This is a genomic window from Burkholderia sp. AU28863, assembly GCF_002223195.1.
Taxonomy (GTDB): Bacteria; Pseudomonadota; Gammaproteobacteria; order Burkholderiales; family Burkholderiaceae; genus Burkholderia; species Burkholderia sola.
Genome location: NZ_NKFE01000004.1, coordinates 676,841 through 696,065, shown reverse-complemented (window position 1 = coordinate 696,065; position 19,225 = coordinate 676,841). Strand labels below are relative to the sequence as shown.

The 19,225-nt window shown below is 67.9% G+C and carries 16 protein-coding genes; 12 read left to right on the top strand and 4 right to left on the bottom strand.

What is annotated here, in order from left to right; all coding sequences use genetic code 11:
- Positions 1-8: 8 nt before the first annotated feature.
- From CFB81_RS14815 to CFB81_RS14800, 4 genes are all read left to right on the top strand, one after another.
- Positions 9-1,703 carry a cation acetate symporter gene (locus CFB81_RS14815; protein WP_069620223.1) on the top strand — a complete coding sequence of 565 codons (1,695 nt, stop codon included), beginning with the start codon at positions 9-11 and terminating at the stop codon, positions 1,701-1,703.
- Between the two features lie 357 nt (positions 1,704-2,060).
- Complete coding sequence (locus CFB81_RS14810) at positions 2,061-3,353, top strand: dicarboxylate/amino acid:cation symporter (RefSeq protein WP_069620224.1); 1,293 nt, start codon at positions 2,061-2,063, stop codon at positions 3,351-3,353.
- A 4-nt stretch (positions 3,354-3,357) separates the two neighbouring features.
- Positions 3,358-5,367 carry an ATP-binding protein gene (locus CFB81_RS14805; protein WP_069620225.1) on the top strand — a complete coding sequence of 670 codons (2,010 nt, stop codon included), beginning with the start codon at positions 3,358-3,360 and terminating at the stop codon, positions 5,365-5,367.
- 80 nt (positions 5,368-5,447) lie between these two features.
- The gene (locus tag CFB81_RS14800; RefSeq protein ID WP_069620226.1) at positions 5,448-6,800 is read left to right on the top strand and encodes a sigma-54 dependent transcriptional regulator; all 1,353 of its coding nucleotides are present in this window, start codon (positions 5,448-5,450) and stop codon (positions 6,798-6,800) included.
- A gap of 79 nt (positions 6,801-6,879) precedes the next feature.
- Here CFB81_RS14800 and CFB81_RS14795 read toward each other — a convergent pair whose 3' ends face one another.
- Positions 6,880-7,416 carry a peroxiredoxin gene (locus CFB81_RS14795; protein WP_069620227.1) on the bottom strand — a complete coding sequence of 179 codons (537 nt, stop codon included), beginning with the start codon at positions 7,414-7,416 and terminating at the stop codon, positions 6,880-6,882.
- A 169-nt stretch (positions 7,417-7,585) separates the two neighbouring features.
- Here CFB81_RS14795 and CFB81_RS14790 point away from each other — a divergent pair, with 169 nt between their 5' ends.
- Positions 7,586-8,158 (top strand): hypothetical protein, encoded by a 573-nt coding sequence (locus CFB81_RS14790; RefSeq protein WP_089435852.1) that lies wholly within the window; start codon positions 7,586-7,588, stop codon positions 8,156-8,158.
- Between the two features lie 333 nt (positions 8,159-8,491).
- Here the strand turns inward: CFB81_RS14790 and CFB81_RS14785 are convergent, their stop codons facing one another.
- A complete protein-coding gene (locus CFB81_RS14785) occupies positions 8,492-10,078 on the bottom strand; it encodes a YifB family Mg chelatase-like AAA ATPase (RefSeq protein ID WP_089435678.1) in 1,587 nt (528 codons plus the stop codon).
- Positions 10,079-10,342: 264 nt separating this feature from the next.
- Positions 10,343-10,594 (bottom strand): accessory factor UbiK family protein, encoded by a 252-nt coding sequence (locus CFB81_RS14780; RefSeq protein WP_006489451.1) that lies wholly within the window; start codon positions 10,592-10,594, stop codon positions 10,343-10,345.
- A 356-nt stretch (positions 10,595-10,950) separates the two neighbouring features.
- Between CFB81_RS14780 and CFB81_RS14775 the strand changes: the two genes are divergently transcribed.
- From CFB81_RS14775 to ptsP, 7 genes are all read left to right on the top strand, one after another.
- Entirely contained in the window at positions 10,951-11,289 is a 339-nt protein-coding gene (locus tag CFB81_RS14775; RefSeq protein WP_006398175.1) for a P-II family nitrogen regulator, read from the top strand.
- 37 nt (positions 11,290-11,326) lie between these two features.
- Entirely contained in the window at positions 11,327-12,832 is a 1,506-nt protein-coding gene (locus tag CFB81_RS14770) for an ammonium transporter (protein WP_089435677.1), read from the top strand.
- Positions 12,833-13,075: 243 nt separating this feature from the next.
- Positions 13,076-14,365, top strand: coding sequence for a glutamate--cysteine ligase (gene gshA, locus CFB81_RS14765; protein ID WP_069620231.1), 1,290 nt, complete (start codon positions 13,076-13,078; stop codon positions 14,363-14,365).
- Positions 14,366-14,392: 27 nt separating this feature from the next.
- A complete protein-coding gene (gene gshB / locus CFB81_RS14760) occupies positions 14,393-15,349 on the top strand; it encodes a glutathione synthase (RefSeq protein ID WP_089435676.1) in 957 nt (318 codons plus the stop codon).
- Between the two features lie 231 nt (positions 15,350-15,580).
- The gene (locus tag CFB81_RS14755; RefSeq protein ID WP_069620233.1) at positions 15,581-16,051 is read left to right on the top strand and encodes a PTS sugar transporter subunit IIA; all 471 of its coding nucleotides are present in this window, start codon (positions 15,581-15,583) and stop codon (positions 16,049-16,051) included.
- Between the two features lie 74 nt (positions 16,052-16,125).
- The gene (locus CFB81_RS14750; protein ID WP_006477716.1) at positions 16,126-16,395 is read left to right on the top strand and encodes an HPr family phosphocarrier protein; all 270 of its coding nucleotides are present in this window, start codon (positions 16,126-16,128) and stop codon (positions 16,393-16,395) included.
- 201 nt (positions 16,396-16,596) lie between these two features.
- Positions 16,597-18,369, top strand: a complete 1,773-nt coding sequence (ptsP, locus tag CFB81_RS14745; protein ID WP_069620234.1) for a phosphoenolpyruvate--protein phosphotransferase — start codon at positions 16,597-16,599, stop codon at positions 18,367-18,369.
- A gap of 68 nt (positions 18,370-18,437) precedes the next feature.
- Here the strand turns inward: ptsP and CFB81_RS14740 are convergent, their stop codons facing one another.
- Complete coding sequence (locus CFB81_RS14740) at positions 18,438-19,190, bottom strand: molybdopterin-synthase adenylyltransferase MoeB (protein ID WP_069620235.1); 753 nt, start codon at positions 19,188-19,190, stop codon at positions 18,438-18,440.
- Positions 19,191-19,225 lie beyond the last annotated feature (35 nt).

The following is a 19,225-nucleotide window of genomic DNA, read 5'->3' as shown; positions in this document are numbered from 1 at the left end:
AGCCCGACATGCGATTCATTTCGAGCGCGCCCGGCGCGCTGGGCATCCTCGTTTCCGTCGTTTCCTCCACCGCCCATGCGACCGGCGTCGCCGGCCCGATGCCCGACAAGGTCGAGCTGAACCCGGTCGCGATCGGGATGTTCTTCGCGTTCGTGTTCGCGACGCTCGCGCTCACCCGCTGGGCCGCGCGTCGCACGCGCTCGACGCGCGACTTCTACACGGCCGGCGGCGGCATCACCGGGCTGCAGAACGGGCTTGCGATCGCCGGCGACTACATGTCGGCCGCGTCGTTCCTCGGGCTGTCCGGCATGGTGTTCATGTTCGGCTTCGACGGGTTGATCTACTCGATCGGCTTCCTGGTCGGCTGGCCGTTCGTGATGTTCCTGATCGCCGAACCGCTGCGCAACCTCGGCAAGTTCACGTTCGTCGACGTCGTCGCGTACCGCTTCGCGCAGCGGCCGATCCGGCTGCTGACCTCGGCGAACGCGCTGACGATCGTCGTGCTGTACCTCGTCGTGCAGATGGTCGGCGCGGGCAAGCTGATCCAGCTGCTGTTCGGGCTGTCGTACGGCACGGCCGAGCTGATCGTCGGCGTGCTGATGGTCGTCTACGTGTTCTTCGGCGGGATGACCGCGACCACCTGGGTGCAGGTGATCAAGGCCGTGCTGCTGCTCGCCGGCGCGACGCTGCTCGCATGGCTCGCGCTCGGCGAATTCGGCTTCAGCATCGACGCGATGTTCCGCCGCGCGGTGGCCGTGCATCCGGGCGCGCTGTCGATCATGGGGCCCGGCAAGCTGATCCGCGATCCGGCCAACGCGCTGTCGCTCGGCATCGCGCTGATGTTCGGCACGGCCGGCTTCCCGCACATCCTGATGCGTTTCTTCACGGTGCCGAACGCGAAGGAGGCGCGCAAGTCGGTGCTCTACGCGACCGGCTTCATCGGCTACTTCTACCTGCTGACCTTCGTGATCGGCTTCTCGGCGATCGTGCTGCTCGCGCAGCATCCGGAATTCTTCCGGCTCGGCGCGAACGGCACGTTCAACCTGACGCACGACCTGCTCGGCGGCTCGAACATGGTCGCGGTGAAGCTCGCGCAGGCGGTGGGCGGCAACTGGTTCTACGGTTTCATCGCGGCGGTCACGTTCGCGACGATCCTCGCGGTGGTCGCGGGCCTGACGCTCGCCGGCGCGACGACGATCTCGCACGACCTGTATGCGCAGATGTGGGCGCGCGGCAAGCCCGACGAACGGCTCGAGATGCGCATCTCGCGCGCCGCGACGATCGGGCTGTCGGCCGTCGCGATCGCGCTGTCGATCCTGTTCGAGCACGTGAACGTCGCGTTCATGGTCGGGCTCGTCGCGGCGGTGGCCGCGAGCGCCAATTTCCCGGTGCTCGCGATGTCGATCTTCTGGCGCGGAATGACCACGCGCGGCGCGGTGCTCGGCGGCGGCCTCGGCCTCGTGTCGGCGGTCGCGCTCACGGTGCTGTCGAAGTCGGTGTGGGTCGACGTGCTGCACCACGCGCATGCGGCGGTCTTCCTCGACAACCCGGCGCTCGTGTCGGTGCCGCTCGCGTTCGTGGGGATCGTGGTCGGCTCGCTCGCGGATCGCGGCGAGCGCGCCCGCCGCGAGCGCGATGCGTTCGCGCAGCAGGAGTTCTACGCGCAGACGGGCGTGCTGGCCAGCCGGGCCGTGCAGCACTGATTCGTCCGATGAAACGATGCGTCCGTCCGGATCGCCGGACGGATATTTTCCGGAAATCCGGAATCCCGGATTTCCTTGCCTGCCGCATTATGAGAAATACAATGAAAACAACGGCTTGAGGGGTTCCGGAAACCTGGCATCGACCTTGCGATATAAAACGCACGGCCGTCCCCCCGGCCGAACTACTACAGCAAGCAAGGAGACAACCGATGACCGCTGCCTTCCTCCCCCTCCGGACGTCCTGAGGCATCGCTTGTTGCGGCACGGCAGCCGCGCGGGCGAATGCCTTTCCCCTGAGACATTCGCCTGCGCGCGTGACGCCGTTTCCACGGCTCATCTACTTCAGCAGGAACCATCGTGAAGAAGAAACCCTTCTACAAAGTGCTCTATGTGCAGGTGATTTTCGCCATCATCGTCGGCGTGATCCTCGGCCACTTCTACCCGTCGATCGCCACCGACATGAAGCCGCTCGGCGACGGCTTCATCAAGCTGATCAAGATGGTGATCGGGCCGATCATCTTCTGTACGGTCGTCACCGGCATCGCCGGCATGGAGGACATGAAGAAGGTCGGCCGCGTCGGCGGCAAGGCGCTGCTGTATTTCGAGATCGTGTCGACCTTCGCGCTGCTGCTCGGCCTCGCGGCCACGCACCTGCTGCGCCCGGGCGTCGGCTTCAACATCGATCCGGCGACGCTCGACGGCAAGGCCGTCGCGTCGTATGCGGCGAAGGCGCACGGGCAGTCGACGGTCGACTTCCTGATGCACATCATCCCGAACACGATGGTCGATGCGTTCGCGCAGGGTGAAATCCTGCAGATCCTGCTGATCGCGCTGCTGTTCGGCAGCGTGCTCGCGCACCTCGGTGAGCGCGGCAAGGTCGTGACCGACTTCATCGACGGCTTGACGCGCGTGCTGTTCGGCATCGTGCACATCGTCACGAAGCTGGCCCCGATCGGCGCGTTCGGCGCGATGGCGTTCACGATCGGCAAGTACGGCGTCGGCTCGCTGGTGCCGCTGCTCAAGCTGATCGGCACGTTCTATCTGACGTCGGTCGTGTTCGTGCTGGTCGTGCTCGGCGCGATCGCGCGCTTCACCGGCTTCTCGATCATCCGCTTCGTGTCGTACATCAAGGAAGAACTGCTGATCGTGCTCGGCACGAGCTCGTCGGAAGCCGCGCTGCCGCAGCTGATGGAAAAGCTCGAGAAGGCCGGCTGCTCGCGTTCGGTCGTCGGCCTCGTCGTGCCGACCGGCTATTCGTTCAACCTCGACGGCACCAACATCTACATGACGATGGCCGTGCTGTTCATCGCGCAGGCGACCAACATCGAGCTGACGTGGATGCAGCAGCTCACGCTGCTGGCCGTCGCGATGCTCACGTCGAAGGGCGCGAGCGGCGTGACCGGCGCGGGCTTCATCACGCTCGCCGCGACGCTGGCCGTCGTGCCGACGATCCCGCTGTCGGGCATGGTGCTGATCCTCGGCATCGACCGCTTCATGAGCGAATGCCGTGCGCTGACCAACATCGTCGGCAACGGCGTGGCGACCGTCGTCGTGTCGGCATGGGAGAAGGAGCTCGACCGCAACAAGCTGCGCCAGGCGCTGAAGGGCGGCGGCGAAGTCGCGCCGACCGAGAAGACGGCCGGCGTCTGACCCGATGAGCGAGCAGGCGGCGGCACGGCCGGCCGGCCGTGCGACCCGCGGCGGCCGGGGCATCGACGAGCAGGCCTATGACACAATAGGCGATCCGCATCGCCAGGAAGCCTCGACCGTGACGCGCCGCCTGCTCATCCTCGTCGTGCTCGCCGCCGCGCTGGTCGCGGCGTGCGCGCTCACGTGGACGGTCACCTGGCAGCGCGGCGTCGCCGAACTGCAGCGCAATGCCGCGGTGCGCGTCGACCGCACCACCAACGCGCTCAAGAGCACGCTCGACCGCTACGAATCGCTGCCTTATCTGCTCGGCAGCCATCCGTACGTGCAGGATCTGCTCGCCGAGCCGAAGCGCGGCGACTACACCGCCCGCGTCAACCGCTATCTCGAAGACCTCAACGAGCACGCGCACGCGACCGTCACCTACGTGATCGGCGCGGACGGCCTGTGCGTCGCCGCCAGCAACTGGCGCGCGCCCGACAGCTTCGTCGGGATCGAATACCGGTTCCGCCCGTATTTCCTCGATGCGATGAATGGCCGGGTCGGCCGCTTCTTCGGGATCGGCACGATCTCGCGCGATCCTGGCTACTACATCTCGCAACCCGTGTGGCACGACGGCAAGATCGCGGGCGTCGTCGTCGTGAAGCTCAACCTCGAATGGTTCCAGGGCGCCGATGCGTCCGAGCCGCTCGTCGTCGTGGACGATCACGGCGTCGTGTTCCTGTCGTCCGTGCCCGCGTGGAAGTACCACACGCTGCGCCCGCTCACGGGCCCGGTCGCCGCGTCGATCTACGAAACACGCCAGTACGCGCGGCAACCGGTCACGCCGCTGCCGCTGCGCGTCGAGCAGACGCTCGGCGCCGATGCGGAAATCGTGCGCCTGGGCGCCGGCCGGCGCGCGCCGCGCTTTCTCGCCAGCAAGCGGCGGATCGGCGAGCCCGACTGGCAGCTCGTCACGCTCGCGCCGATCGCGCCGATCGATGCCGATGCGCGCAACGCGACGATCGTCACCGGCTTCGGCTTCGTGTCGGTTGCGCTGCTCGCGTTCTACTGGCGGATGCGCCGTGCCCGCGTGCGCGAGATGATCCGCGGCCGCGCGCTGCTGCAACAGGCGTACGCGGAGCTGAACCGGCGCGTCGAGGAGCGTACGGCCGATTTGTCTGAAGCGAACGAGCAGTTGCAGAAGGAGGTCGGCGACCGGATCCGCGCGGAGCAGGAGCTGCGCGCCGCGCACGACGAACTGATCCAGGCGAGCAAGCTCGCCGCGCTCGGCCAGATGGCGGCCGGCATCACGCATGAACTGAACCAGCCGCTCGCGGCGCTGCGCAGCTTCTCCGACAACACGCGCGTGCTGCTCGATCGCGGCGAGCAGGCGGCCGCGCGCGAGAATCTCGAGGCGATCGCCGCGCTCACCGAACGGATGGGCAAGATCACGAACCAGCTGAAGCTGTTCGTCGGCCGCGCGAAGCCGCGCAACGAGCAGGCGCTCGTCGTGCGTGCGCTGCGCAGCGTGCTGTCGCTGCTCGACGAACGCCTGCGCGGCGTCGCGCTCACGCTGACGCTGCAGGACGCGACCGTCTCGCCCGCGCTGGACGCGCCGCTCGATCTGGCGCGAGACTATCCGGAACTCGTCGCGCGCTGCGAGGACCTGCGCCTCGAACAGGTGCTGATCAACCTGCTCGGCAACGCGCTCGACGCGGTGGCCGGCGTCGCGGCGCCGGCCATCGAGGTGACGATCGCGGTGTCGGTCGCGACGCTCGCGGTCGAGGTGCGCGACAACGGCTCCGGCATCGCGCCCGATCTGCTGCCGCGCCTGTTCGAGCCGTTCTTCACGACCAAGGAAATGGGGCGCGGGCTCGGGCTCGGCCTCGCGATCTCGTCGTCGATCGCGAGCGACGCGGGCGGCGCGCTGACCGCACGCAACGCCCCGTCGGGCGGCGCGCTGTTCGTCTTGACGCTGCGACGCGCCCGCACGCATCATCCGGACTCCGTGTCCGAGCCGGCGGGCTCGCACTAGCGTGAGCAGGCCCGGTCGGCGAACGACCGGCATCAACGAGAGCCGCGCGCGCCGCGGTCTGTCAGGAGCAAGTGACCAAGATGGCCAACCGGCTGCAAGTGATCTATATCGAAGACGATGCGCTCGTGCGCCGGGCGAGCGTGCAGAGCCTTCAACTGGCGGGCTTCGACGTCGCCGGGTTCGAATCGGCCGAGGCGGCCGAGAAGGCGATCGTCGCGGAGACCGCCGGCGCGATCGTCAGCGACATCCGGCTGCCCGGCGCGAGCGGGCTCGACGTGCTCGCCCAGTGCCGCGAGCGCGTGCCGGACGTGCCGGTGATCCTCGTCACCGGGCACGGCGACATCTCGATGGCCGTGCAGGCGATGCGGGACGGCGCGTACGACTTCATCGAAAAGCCGTTCGCGGCGGAGCGCCTGATCGAGACGGTGCGCCGCGCGCTCGAGCGCCGCGAGCTCGTGCTCGAGAACCACGCGCTGCGGCGCGAGCTGGCCGGACAGAACGTCGTCGCGCCGCGCATCATCGGCCGCAGCCCCGCGATCGAGCAGGTGCGAAAATTGATCGCGAACGTCGCGCCGACCGACGCGTCGGTGCTGATCAACGGCGACACGGGCGCCGGCAAGGAGCTGATCGCGCGCAGCCTGCACGAGCTGTCGCCGCGCCACGACAAGCCGTTCATCGCGGTGAATTGCGGCGCGCTGCCCGAGCCGATGTTCGAATCGGAGATGTTCGGCTACGAGCCCGGTGCGTTCACCGGGGCCGCGAAGCGGCGCGTCGGCAAGCTCGAATACGCGTCCGGCGGCACGCTGTTCCTCGACGAAATCGAAAGCATGCCGCTCGCGCTGCAGGTGAAGCTGCTGCGCGTGCTGCAGGACGGCGTGCTCGAGCGGCTCGGCTCGAACCAGCCGATCCGCGTGAACTGCCGCGTGGTCGCGGCCGCGAAAGGCGACATGAGCGAGCTCGTCGCGGCCGGCACGTTCCGGCGCGACCTGCTGTACCGGCTCAACGTCGTGACGATCGCGCTGCCGCCGCTCGCCGAGCGCCGCGAGGACATCGTGCCGCTGTTCGAGCATTTCATGCTCGATGCGGCCGTGCGCTACGGGCGGCCCGCGCCGGTGCTGACCGACCGGCAGCGCGCGAGCCTGATGCAGCGCGACTGGCCGGGCAACGTGCGCGAGCTGCGCAACGCGGCCGACCGCTTCGTGCTCGGCGTGGCCGACATGCCGCAGGAAACGGGCGCGGGCGACGACGCCGACAACGACCAGACGCTGAAGGAGCGCATCGAGCAGTTCGAGCGCGCGGTGATCGCCGAGGCGCTGAACCAGACGGGCGGCGCGGTCGCGGCGACGGCCGACCGACTGCATGTGGGCAAGGCGACGCTGTACGAGAAGATGAAGCGCTACGGGCTGTCGGCGAAAGGCGAAACCGAGCGCTGAAAAGCAAACGGACCGCAGTGCGGTCCGTTTCGCGGAGCAGGGCGCGGCGTGCGGCCCTTCTAGCGGGATCCGGCGGCGCTCAGGCCGCGTTGCCGTCGAGCGCCTTCTTGAGCAGCGCGTCGAGTTCCGCGAATTGCGGCGCGCCGACGTAGCGCTTCAGGATCTTGCCGTCCTTGTCGACGACGAAGGTCGTCGGCGTGAGCTGCACGTTGCCGAACTGCTTCGCGACGCTGCCGTCGTCGAGCGCGACCTTGAACGGCAACTGGCGCGTCTGCGCGTAGTTCGCGACGTACATCGGCGGATCGTAGTTCATCGCGACCGCGACGAATTCGAGCCCCTGCCCCTTGAAGCGATTGTAGGTATCGACCATCTGCGGCATTTCCTGCATGCAGGTCGCGCAGCTCGTCGCCCAGAAGTTCACGAGATAGACCTTGCCCTTCAGGTCGCCGGCGGTCGAGACTTTCTGGCCCGACAGCAGCGTGAAGGTCGCGTCCGGCACGCTGGACTTGCCGTTGAACGCGAAGAAGCCGGCGACGGCGATCGCCGCGACGACGGCGGCCGCGACGAGGTAGCGGACGGGGCCAGTGCTGCGGCGGGCGGGAGGCGTGGTGTTCATCTGGTGCTCTCGGAGTCGATGACGCGGATCGATGCAAAGGACGTCGAAATCGACGTCGAAATTCGGCGCTCATTTTAGCGCGAATGCGGCGTATGCATCGGCCGCCGCCGCGCATCCCCGATTTCAGGTTCGGCGGATAATGCGCGTTTTGCCTGCCGCGATCCACGCCATGCCGAAGGAAGTCACCGATTCGTTGCGCCCCCTTTTTCGCCCGCTGCGGCACTTCGCCGCGCTGGCCTGCGTGAGCGCGGCGCTGGCCGCGTGCTCGCCGTCGTACGACTGGCGCACGCTGCACAACGACGCCGGCTATACGATCGATCTGCCGGCGAAGCCGACCGTCGAGGAGCAACCGGTGGCGCTCGGCGGTACGTCGATGCCGATGCGGATGCAGGCCGCGCACGTCGACGGCGCGGTATTCGCGGTCGGCACGCTGACGTTGCCCGACGACCGCGACGACACGCGGCGCACGGCGCTCGAATTCCTGCGCGCGGGACTGTCGCGCAACCTCGAAGGCGCGCCGCAGACGGCATCGGTGCCGGTGCCGTTCGCCGCCGGCGGCGCGGTGAACGGGCTCGAGCTCCGCATCGCGGGCGCGGCCGCCGGCGGCGATCGCGCGCGCAAGACGATCGTCGCGCGGCTCGCCGCGCGCGGCCGGCACGCGTACCAGGCTGTCGTGATCGCCGACGGCCCGCTCGCGCAGGAGCAGCTCGACCAGTTTTTCGGCTCGTTCAAACTCGATTGACGACGGCCGGCGAGGGCGCTCAGACACGCCGTGACAACTGAAAGTTCATTCGCAGCTTTCGACGCTAATCGCCGGATTTTGCGAAGGTTTTTCGACTATCCACAGCGCATGTGGATAACTTTGTTGAAAAGTACTGCGTATTGCCCGCGCAGCCGCGCCGGACGGCCTTCCGGCCCGTTTGGTCGCTCGTGTGCCGTTTGAGAAAAATCAATCAAAACAACGGGATACAAATTCCGTCCGGCAAAGGCCGCGGGAAGCCGCGACCCGGGGCCGGATTCGCGGAATTGTGCATAAGTCAAGTCTTGACAGCCTGATTTTGTCCTCGCAGCGCGCTCACAGCGCCGTCAGCGCGCGCCGGTAGCGGATCGCCTCGGCGATCTGCGCGGCCGTCGGCAGCGGGTCGCCGGCCAGGTCGGCGATCGTCCGCGCGACTTTCAGCACGCGGAAATACGCCCGCGCCGACCAGCCGAAGCGCTCGCCGGCCTCGCGCAGCAACCGCTCGCCTTCGTCGGTCGGCCGGCACAGGTCGTCGGTTTCGCGGCCGCTCAGCATGTGATTCGTCTTGCCCTGCCGCTCGAGCTGCAGCGCGCGCGCCTGCGCGACCCGGGCGGCCACCGCCGCGCTCGGCTCGCCGGGCGCCGTCGCGCGCGACGCGAGTTCGGCCGGCGACAGCGCGGGCAGGTCGATCTGGATGTCGATGCGGTCGAGCAGCGGCCCCGACAGCTTGCGCAGATAGCGGGCGGCCACGTCCGGCGAGCAGCGGCAGCGGCCGGACGGATCGCCGTGCCAGCCGCACGGGCACGGGTTCATCGCGGCGATCAGCTGGCACGCGGCGGGGAAGTCGGCCTGCTGGGCCGCGCGCGAGATCGTGATGCGGCCGGCTTCGAGCGGCTCGCGCAGCATTTCCAGCACGTGCCGGTCGAATTCCGGCAGCTCGTCGAGAAACAGCACGCCGAGGTGCGCGAGCGTGATTTCGCCCGGCTGCGGCGGATTGCGGCCGCCAACGAGCGCGGCGGCGCTCGACGAGTGATGCGGCGAGCGGAACGGCCGGCGGCGCCACTGCGCGGGCGAGAAGCCGAGCCGGCTCGCGGACAGCAGCGCGGCCGAGGTCAGCGCCTCGTCGTCGGTCAGCGGCGGCAATAGCCCGGCGAGGCGCGCGGCCAGCATCGACTTGCCGGCCCCGGGCGGGCCGACCATCAGCATGTGATGGCCGCCCGCGGCGGCGACTTCCAGCGCGCGCCGCGCGCCGCGCTGGCCGACGACGTCCGCGAGATCAGGTGCGGCGGGCGTTGGCAGGCCGTCGAGACAGGGCGCCGCGACCGGCGCGAGCCGGCCGTCCGGCGCATCGGCGAGGTGCGCGCACAGCGCCGGCAGGTCGCGCGCACCGAATACGGTCACGCCCGGTACGAGCGCAGCCTCGGCGGCGCTGTCGAGCGGCAGGTACAGCTCGGGCGGACGCGATATCGCGACGGAATCGCGCGGTGCGCCGGCATCCAGGCCCGCGCCGGATGTGTCCGCCCGCCAGTCCCGCGCGACGCCGCACGCCATCGCGAACGCGCCGCGCATCGGCCGCAGCGCGCCGGTCAGCGACAGCTCGCCCGCGAATTCGCGGCCGGCCAGCGCGTCGGCGGGGATCTGGCCGTTCGCGGCGAGGATGCCGAGCGCGATGGGCAGGTCGAAGCGGCCGGATTCCTTCGGCAGGTCGGCGGGCGCCAGATTGACTGTGATGCGGCGCACCGGGAATTCGAATCCGCAGTTCTGCAGCGCGGCGCGTACGCGCTCGCGGCTTTCGCGGACTTCGAGATCGGGCAGGCCGACGATCGAGAACGACGGCAACCCGTTGGCGAGATGGACTTCGACGGTGACGTCCGGCGCGCGGCCGGAGGCGGGCGCGCGACTGCGCACCACGGCGAGCGACATGGCGAGGCTCCTGCATGACAGGCGGCGACGGCCGTTCGGGGCCGCATGCCGCGGGAATCGGAGAAATCGGTGCGCGCTTGCCGGCGTGGCGCGGGGAAAGAACGAGGTGTTGCGAACGACGAACTGCGATGGACTGCGAAGAGCGATGGACTGCGAAGAGCGGAGGGTGCTGCGAAGAACGACGGACGACGAAGAGCGGAGGAAGGTGGCGGGCGCGGGCCGCACGAGGCGGCCCCGCGCCCGGACCTTGCTGCCGGGTGGACGTCAGGCCTGCGGGGCGGCGAGCTTCTGCTCGAGTTCCGCGACGCGCTTTTCGAGTTCCTCGAGGCGCACGCGGGTGCGGGCGAGCACCTGTGCCTGGGTGTCGAATTCCTCGCGCGTGACGAGGTCGAGCTTCGAGAAGCCTTGCGACAGCATGGCCTTCACGTTGCGCTCGACATCCTTGGCCGGCGAGTTTTTCAGCAAATCGCTGACGCGCGACTGCAGATCGTTGAAAACGTCGCTGGGTTGCTTCATGTGATTCCCCTTCCTTGCACAAAAAATGTGCATCTTCAGTTGCGTACGTGCCCATGATGCACGCATGACCGGAAATGGTGCGCGCGGGGCGCAAATTCCGGGCATGGCGCCCGCATGGGTGAATGGCCCGGCGATCCGGGACGTGCGTGCACTCTAGCAACGATCCTTTCGCCGCGCCAGCAAACCGGCCGATGTTGGCCATTCGGCCGGGCTCTGGCGCCTTACACCGCAAGATATGACCCCGTTCCGGAGCCCTTCGAGACGGTGTTCGGGCAAACATGGCATGCGAGTTGCTGAGAAGAGTCCGTCACAACATTCCAACTCTATTCGACGGGACAACCCAGCGAGAGGACTTCATGAAACTCATTACCGCAATCATCAAGCCGTTCAAGCTCGATGAGACGCGCGAAGCGCTGTCGGCGCTTGGCGTCTCGGGCATCACGGTGACGGAGGTGAAAGGGTTCGGGCGCCAGAAGGGGCATACCGAGCTGTACCGCGGCGCCGAATACGTGGTCGATTTCCTGCCGAAGATGAAGATCGAGGCGGCCGTGTCCGACGATCTCGTGGACCAGGCGGTGGAAGCGATCGAGCGGGCCGCGCGCACGGGCAAGATCGGCGACGGCAAGATCTTCGTCACGCCGATCGAACAAGTGATCCGGATTCGCACCGGGGAGACAGGCGCGGACGCGCTGTAACAGAACAGACAAGACAAGCGACAAGAGGAAACCCAAGATGCGCAAACTTCTGATGTCCCTGCTGATGGCCGGCTCGCTGATCGCGGCCGGCGTCGGTTCCGCGCTCGCGGACGACGCGGCGTCCGCCGCGGCTGCTTCGGCGCCCGCCGCCGCTGCTTCCGACGCATCGGCCGCCGCCGCACCGGCCGCTTCGGCGCCGGCTGCCGAAGCATCCGCCACCGCCGCCGCACCGGCTTCGGGCGCGGCCGACGCATCGGCTGCCGCCGCCGCGTCCGCGCCGGCTGCACCGGCCGCGCCGACGGCCCCGTTCTCGGTCGATTCGTCGAAGATCAGCGCGGGCGACACCGCGTGGATGCTGACGTCCACCGCGCTCGTGCTGTTCATGACGATCCCCGGCCTCGCGCTGTTCTACGCGGGCATGGTCCGCAAGAAGAACGTGCTCGCGACCGTGATGCAGAGCTTCGCGATCACCGCGGTGATCACGGTGCTGTGGACGGTGGTCGGCTACAGCCTCGCGTTCACGCCGGGCAACGGCTTCATCGGCGGCCTGTCGCGCGTGTTCCTGCACGGCATGAACTACATCAAGGGCGACAAGGCAACCACGCTGACCGTCAGCCACCTCGCGTCGACGATTCCGGAATCGGTCTACTTCGTCTATCAGATGACGTTCGCGATCATCACGCCGGCGCTGATCTGCGGCGCGTTCGCGGATCGCATGAAGTTCTCGGCGATGCTCGTGTTCATGACGCTCTGGTCGCTGATCGTCTATGTGCCGATCGCGCACATGGTGTGGGAGCCGACCGGCTGGCTGTCGGCCGACGGCGTGCTCGACTTCGCGGGCGGCACGGTGGTGCACATTAACGCCGGTATCGCGGGCCTCGTGTCGTGCCTCGTGCTCGGCAAGCGCGTCGGCTACGGCCGCGAATCGATGGCGCCGCACAACCTGGTGCTGACGATGATCGGCGGCTCGATGCTGTGGGTCGGCTGGTTCGGCTTCAACGCGGGTTCCGCGGTCGCGGCCGACGGCCGTGCCGGCTTCGCGATGCTGACGACGCAAGTCGCCACCGCCTGCGCGGCGCTCGGCTGGATGTTCGCCGAGTGGATCGCCAAGGGTAAGCCTTCGGTGCTCGGCATCGTGTCGGGCGCGGTCGCGGGTCTCGTGGCGATCACGCCGGCAGCCGGCTTCGTCGGCGTGGCGGGCGCGCTCGTGATCGGCATCGCGGCGGGTGTGATCTGCTTCTGGTCGGCGACCTGGCTCAAGTCGAAGCTCGGCTACGACGATTCGCTCGACGCGTTCGGCGTGCATGGCGTGGGCGGGATTCTCGGCGCGCTGCTGACGGGCGTATTCGCGGTCAAGGACATCGGCGGCTTCGACGGCAGCCTGCTGCTGCAGGCGAAGGGCGTGCTGATCACGCTGGTCTACAGCGGCGTGCTGAGCTTCGTGCTGCTGAAGCTGATCGACCTGACGATGGGCCTGCGCGTGACCGAAGAGGAAGAGCGCGAAGGTCTCGACGTGATCCTGCACGGCGAACACGTGGAATAAGTCACACGAATCAACGGCGGGCCGCCGCGCAGACGGCGCCCGCCCCGAATGAGCGCAGCGACTTCGGCCCGCCCACCCGGCGGGCTTTTTTTCTCCTGTCACCCACTGCCGTAGCGGATAACCCTTCACTCTATCGGGTCAATAGCCGAAAACTTCCTCGATATCCTTGCGAAGCCGGGAACAATCCCCAAATGGGCAAGGCAATTGCTCTACAATCTTCATTCTCCCGCTCGCGAGTGATTCATGGTTCCCCACCTCGTTACCGCGTTGAACGGTCCGCTGCTCGAACTCGAGCAGAAGATCCTCGACGCGACGCCTGCGATCGAACGCTGGTTCAGGCTCGAATGGCAGGAACACACCCCGCCGTTCTATTGTTCGGTGGACCTGCGCAATGCCGGCTTCAAGCTGGCGCCCGTCGACGCGAACCTGTTTCCCGGCGCGTTCAACAATCTGCCGTCCGAAGTGCTGCCGCTCGCCGTGCAGGCCGCGATGGCCGCGATCGAGAAGATCTGCCCGGACGCGAAGAATCTGCTCGTGATTCCCGAGCTGCCGACCCGCAACGCGTTCTACCTGGAAAACGTCGCACGGCTCGCGACGATCATGCGCCAGGCCGGCCTGCACGTGCGCTTCGGCTCGCTCGACCCCAGCATCACCGACATGACGCCGATCACGCTGGCCGACGGCCAGAAGATCGTGCTCGAACCGCTCGAGCGTTCGCAGCGCCGCCTCGGCCTGAAGAATTTCGATCCGTGCTCGATCCTGCTGAACAACGACCTGTCGGCCGGCATCCCGGCCGTGCTGGAAAACCTGCACGAGCAATATCTGCTGCCGCCGCTGCACGCGGGCTGGGCCGTGCGCCGCAAGTCGACGCACTTCGCGTGCTACGACGACGTCGCGAAGAAGTTCGCGAAGATGGTCGGCGTCGATCCGTGGATGGTGAATCCGTATTTCGCGCACGTCGAAGGCGTCGACTGGCAGGCGCATGAAGGCGAGCAGGCGCTCGCCGACGCGATCGACGGCGTGCTGAAGAAGATCGCGCGCAAGTATCGCGAATACGGGATCAGCGAGAAGCCGTACGTCGTCGTGAAGGCCGACGCGGGCACCGCGGGCCGCGGCGTGATGACCGTGCACGACGCGGCCGAGATCGGCCGCATGACGAAGGCCGAGCGCGCGCAGATGGCCGAATCGAAGGCCGGCCTCGCGGTGCGCGACGTGATCGTGCAGGAAGGCGTCTACACGTTCGAGCGCGTCGGCGACGAAGTGGCCGAGCCGGTCGTGTACATGATCGACCGCTATGTGGTCGGCGGCTTCTACCGCACGCACGGCGGCCGCGAGCGCGACCAGAACCTGAACGCGCCCGGCATGCACTACGTGCCGCTCGGCTTCGAGCACACCGCGCTGCCGGATGCCGGCGCCAAGCCGGGCGCCGCGCCGCCGAACCGTTTCTACATGTACGGCGTGGTCGCGCGGCTGTCGCTGATCGCGTCGTCGATCGAACTGGAAAAGACCGACCCCGAAGCGATCCAGGTGTAACGGACCTTCGCTACGTACAGGACCCGCATGGACATTCTTTTTATCGCCGACCCGCTCGAGCGTTTCAAGATCTACAAGGATTCGACCTACGCGATGATGGCGGAGGCCGCTCGGCGCGGGCATGCGGTGTACGCGTGCGAACCGCGCCACCTCGCGTGGACGGGCTCGGCGGTCGAGGCCGACGTGCGGCGCATCGCGTTCGTCGGCGAACTGGACGATCTGCATCGCGACACCTGGTTCGACGCGGGCGCGGTCGACGCGCGCCGCCTCGAATCGTTCGGCGCGGTGCTGATGCGCAAGGATCCGCCGTTCGACATGGAGTACGTGACGTCGACGTGGCTGCTCGAGCTGGCCGAGCGCGCCGGCGCGCGCGTGTTCAACAAGGCGCAGTCGATCCGCGATCATTCGGAGAAGCTCGCGATCGGCGAGTTTCCGCAGTTCGTCGCGCCGACGCTCGTCACGCGCGACGCGAAGCGTCTGCGCGCGTTCCACGCCGAGCACGGCGACGTGATCCTGAAGCCGCTCGACGGGATGGGCGGGATGGGCGTGTTCCGCGTGAAGCCGGACGGCATGAACCTCGGCTCGATCGTCGAGATGCTGAGCCACGACGGCACGCGCTCGGTGATGGCGCAGAAGTTCATTCCCGAGATCAAGGCGGGCGACAAGCGCATCCTGCTGATCGGCGGCGAGCCGGTGCCGTATTCGCTCGCGCGTATTCCGCAGGGCAGCGAGGTGCGCGGCAATCTCGCCGCGGGCGGGCTCGGCGTCGCGCAGCCGCTCACACCGCGCGATCGCGAGATCGCCGACACGCTGGGGCCCGTGCTCGCGTCGCGCGGGCTGCTGCTGGTCGGGCTCGACGCGATCGGCGACTGGCTGACCGAGGTCAACGTCACGAGCCCGACGTGTTTCCGCGAGATCATGGAGCAGACGGGCTTCGACGTCGCCGCGATGTTCATCGACGCGCTGGAGCGTGCGGCCGCGTAGGCCGCCTCCCGCACAACCCCGGCGGCGGCCGCGCAGGTCCCCCGTCGCCGGAGCAGCTTGACCGGCCTGCTACAATGCCCGCTTGCCCGGTGCCGTGATCGGCGCACCGAAGGCCCGGCGGTCGGGCCGACACTGTTGCAAGGCTGAACATGAAACGTTCCCCATACTCGCTACGCTCATTGCCCCGCCGCGGGGTATCGGCCCGCCAGGGGCGGCCGGGAGCGATCTGACATGGCCGGGATCCTCATCATCGCGCACGCTCCGCTCGCCACCGCGCTGCGGGACTGCATCGCGCACATCTACGGCGGCGTGCCCGCCCGCATCGGCTGCATCGACGTGATGGCCGACAGCGATCCGGCCCAGGTGATGGCGTTCGCGCACGCGGAACTCGCGCGGCTGCGCGAAGAGAACGGCGTGGTCGTGCTGACCGACATGTACGGCGCGACGCCCGCGAACATCGCGGGCCAGCTCGCGAAGCTCGACAACGTGCGCGTGCTGGCCGGCGTGAACCTGCCGATGCTCGTGCGGGCCGTCTGCTACCGCACCGTGCCGCTCGACAAGCTGGTCGACAAGGCGCTGTCCGGCGGCGCGAAGGGCGTCCACGAGGTGTCGTCCGGCACGCCGCCGCCGCCGAGCGAAACCGGCTGCGGCCAGTGCGCGCCGATTCCGCCCGAACCGCAGCCGCGCACCGAATCGCACTGAGCCTGGCGTTTTTCGTTTTAGACCGACCCGCCTGCGCGCGCCGCCGGCGGTCCCGACCGACCCGACCGAGAATCATGCTTCAACAAGAAACCACCATCGTCAATAAATTGGGGCTGCATGCGCGCGCATCGGCCAAGCTTACGCAACTGGCCGGCAACTTCCAGTCGGAAGTCTGGATGACACGCAACGGGCGCAAGATCAATGCGAAGAGCATCATGGGCGTGATGATGCTGGCGGCCGGCATCGGCAGCACCGTGACGATCGAGACCGAAGGGCCCGACGAGCGGGAAGCGATGGACGCGCTGCTGAAGCTGATCGCCGACAAGTTCGGCGAAGGCCAGTGATCGCGACGCGGGATCGTTGCCGTTTCCAGCCAGAATGCCGCGGATGTCGCGGCATTTTTTTCGTCGGAAGCATTGATGCGAAATGCGCAATGCTGCGCTGCATGCAGTCAGCAGGGAGTCGCGGAATTTATAATCGCTAACCGGGGTCATAAGCGCATCGCAGCAGTGTGCCGCGGCTTTACTTGTACAGAGGAGGTGCGCGTGTCCTTCACGCTGCATGGCATTCCCGTCTCACGAGGTATCGCGATCGGGCGAGCGTACCTGATCGCGCCGGCGGCGCTCGACGTCGCCCATTACCTGATCGAGGCCAACCAGACCGACGCCGAGGTGGAGCGATTCCGCACCGCGCTCGACGTCGTGCGTCGCGAGCTCGAAGCGCTGCGCGCCGACCTGACCGACGACACCCCGAGCGAAGTCGGCGCATTCATCGACGTCCACACGATGATCCTGAGCGACGAGATGCTCGTGCAGGAAACCATCGACCTGATCCGCACGCGCCGCTACAACGTCGAATGGGCGCTGACCGAGCAGCTCGAACTGCTCACGCGCCATTTCGACGACATCGAGGACGAATATCTGCGCGAGCGCAAGGCCGACATCGAGCAGGTGGTCGAGCGCGTGCTGAAGGCGCTTGCCGGCGCGCCGTCCGCATCGCAGGCGCTCGACGGCGCGGCCCGGAACGGCACCAACGAGATGATCGTGGTCGCGCACGACATCGCGCCGGCCGACATGATGCAGTTCAAGACGCAGTCGTTCCAGGCGTTCGTCACCGATCTCGGCGGCCGCACGTCGCACACGGCGATCGTCGCGCGCAGCCTCGGCATTCCGGCCGCGGTCGGCGTCCAGCATGCGAGCGCGCTGATCCGCCAGGACGACCTGATCATCGTCGATGGCGACCAGGGCATCGTGATCGTCGATCCGGCGCCGATCGTTCTCGAGGAATACTCGTACCGCCAGTCCGAGAAGCTGCTGGAGCAACGCAAGCTGCAGCGCCTGAAGTTCTCGCCGACGCAAACGTTGTGCGGCACGAAGATCGACCTGTACGCGAACATCGAACTGCCCGACGACGCGAAGGCGGCCGTCGAGGCCGGCGCGGTCGGCGTCGGGCTGTTCCGCTCCGAGTTCCTGTTCATGCATCAGAAGGAGATGCCGGAAGAGGAGGAGCAGTTCGCCGCGTACAAGCGGGCCGTCGAGTGGATGAAGGGCATGCCGGTGACGATCCGCACGATCGACGTCGGCGCCGATAAACCGCTCGAGGCGCTCGACGAAGGCTACGAAACGGCGCCGAACCCGGCGCTCGGGCTGCGCGCGATCCGCTGGAGCCTGTCCGAGCCGCAGATGTTCCTCACGCAGTTGCGCGCGATCCTGCGCGCGTCCGCGTTCGGCCAGGTGAAGATCCTGATCCCGATGCTCGCGCACGCGCAGGAGATCGACCAGACGCTCGACCTGATCCGCGAGGCGAAGCGCCAGCTCGACGACGCGGGGCTCGCGTACGATCCGAACGTGCGTCTCGGCGCGATGATCGAGATTCCGGCCGCGGCGATCGCGCTGCCGCTGTTCCTGAAGCGCTTCGATTTCCTGTCGATCGGCACGAACGACCTGATCCAGTACACGCTCGCGATCGATCGCGCCGACAACGCGGTCGCGCACCTGTACGACCCGCTGCATCCGGCCGTGCTGCACCTGATCGCGTACACGTTGCGCGAAGCGAAGCGCGCGGGCGTGTCGGTGTCGGTGTGCGGGGAGATGGCGGGCGACCCGGCGCTCACGCGCCTGTTGCTCGGGATGGGGCTCACCGAGTTCTCGATGCACCCGAGCCAGCTGCTCGTCGTGAAGCAGGAGATCCTGCGTGCGCACCTGAAGGCGCTCGAAAAGCCGACGGCCGACGTGCTGGCCGCGTTCGAGCCGGAAGAAGTGCAGGCGGCGCTGCAGCGGCTGTCGGTCGCCGAGCCGCGGGCGGATGCGGCCGCATAGGCGTTTTCGTCGCCGCTAACTGTAGAGAAGTGTTACGCATGCGCGGTCCGGCGCATGCCCGTCGCGCGTCAGTGCCGGCCCCCGCACACGGGGCAGTCGGCCTGGCGCGCGATTTTCATCGTCGTCCATTCCATCCGCAGCGAATCGAGCATCATCAGCCGCCCGTTGAGCGTCTTGCCGATGCCGCCGATCACGCGCAGCGCCTCGGCCGCCTGCATCGCGCCGATGATCCCGACGGTCGGCGCGAACACGCCCATCGTCGCGCACGCGACTTCCTCGAACGGCTGGTCTTCCGGGAACACGCACGCATAGCAGGGCGCGGCCGCGTCGCGGAAGTCGAACGTGCTGATCTGGCCGTCGAAGCGCAGCGCGGCGCCCGACACGAGCGGCACGCCGTGCGCGACGCATGCGCGGTTGATCGCGTGCCGCGTCGCGAAGTTGTCGGTGCAGTCGAGCACGACGCTCGCGTGCGGCACGTGTGCGTCGAGCCACGCATCGTCGACGCGCGCCGCGACCGCGTTCACCGTCACCTCGGGATTCAGCTGCGCGAGCGTGTCGCGCCCCGATTCGACCTTGCTGCGGCCGACCGACGCCGTCGCGTGCAGGATCTGCCGCTGCAGGTTCGTGAGGTCGACCGTATCGGCGTCGACGAGCGTGAGCGTACCGACCCCCGACGCCGCGAGATACATCGCGGCGGGCGAGCCGAGGCCGCCCGCGCCGACGACGATCGCATGCGCATCGAGAAAGCGCTGCTGCGCCTCGATGCCGATTTCGTCGACGAGGATATGGCGGGAGTAGCGAAGGAGTTGGTCGTCGTTCATGGGGAATCGTGAGCGAGGCGGGCGGACGTTCGTTA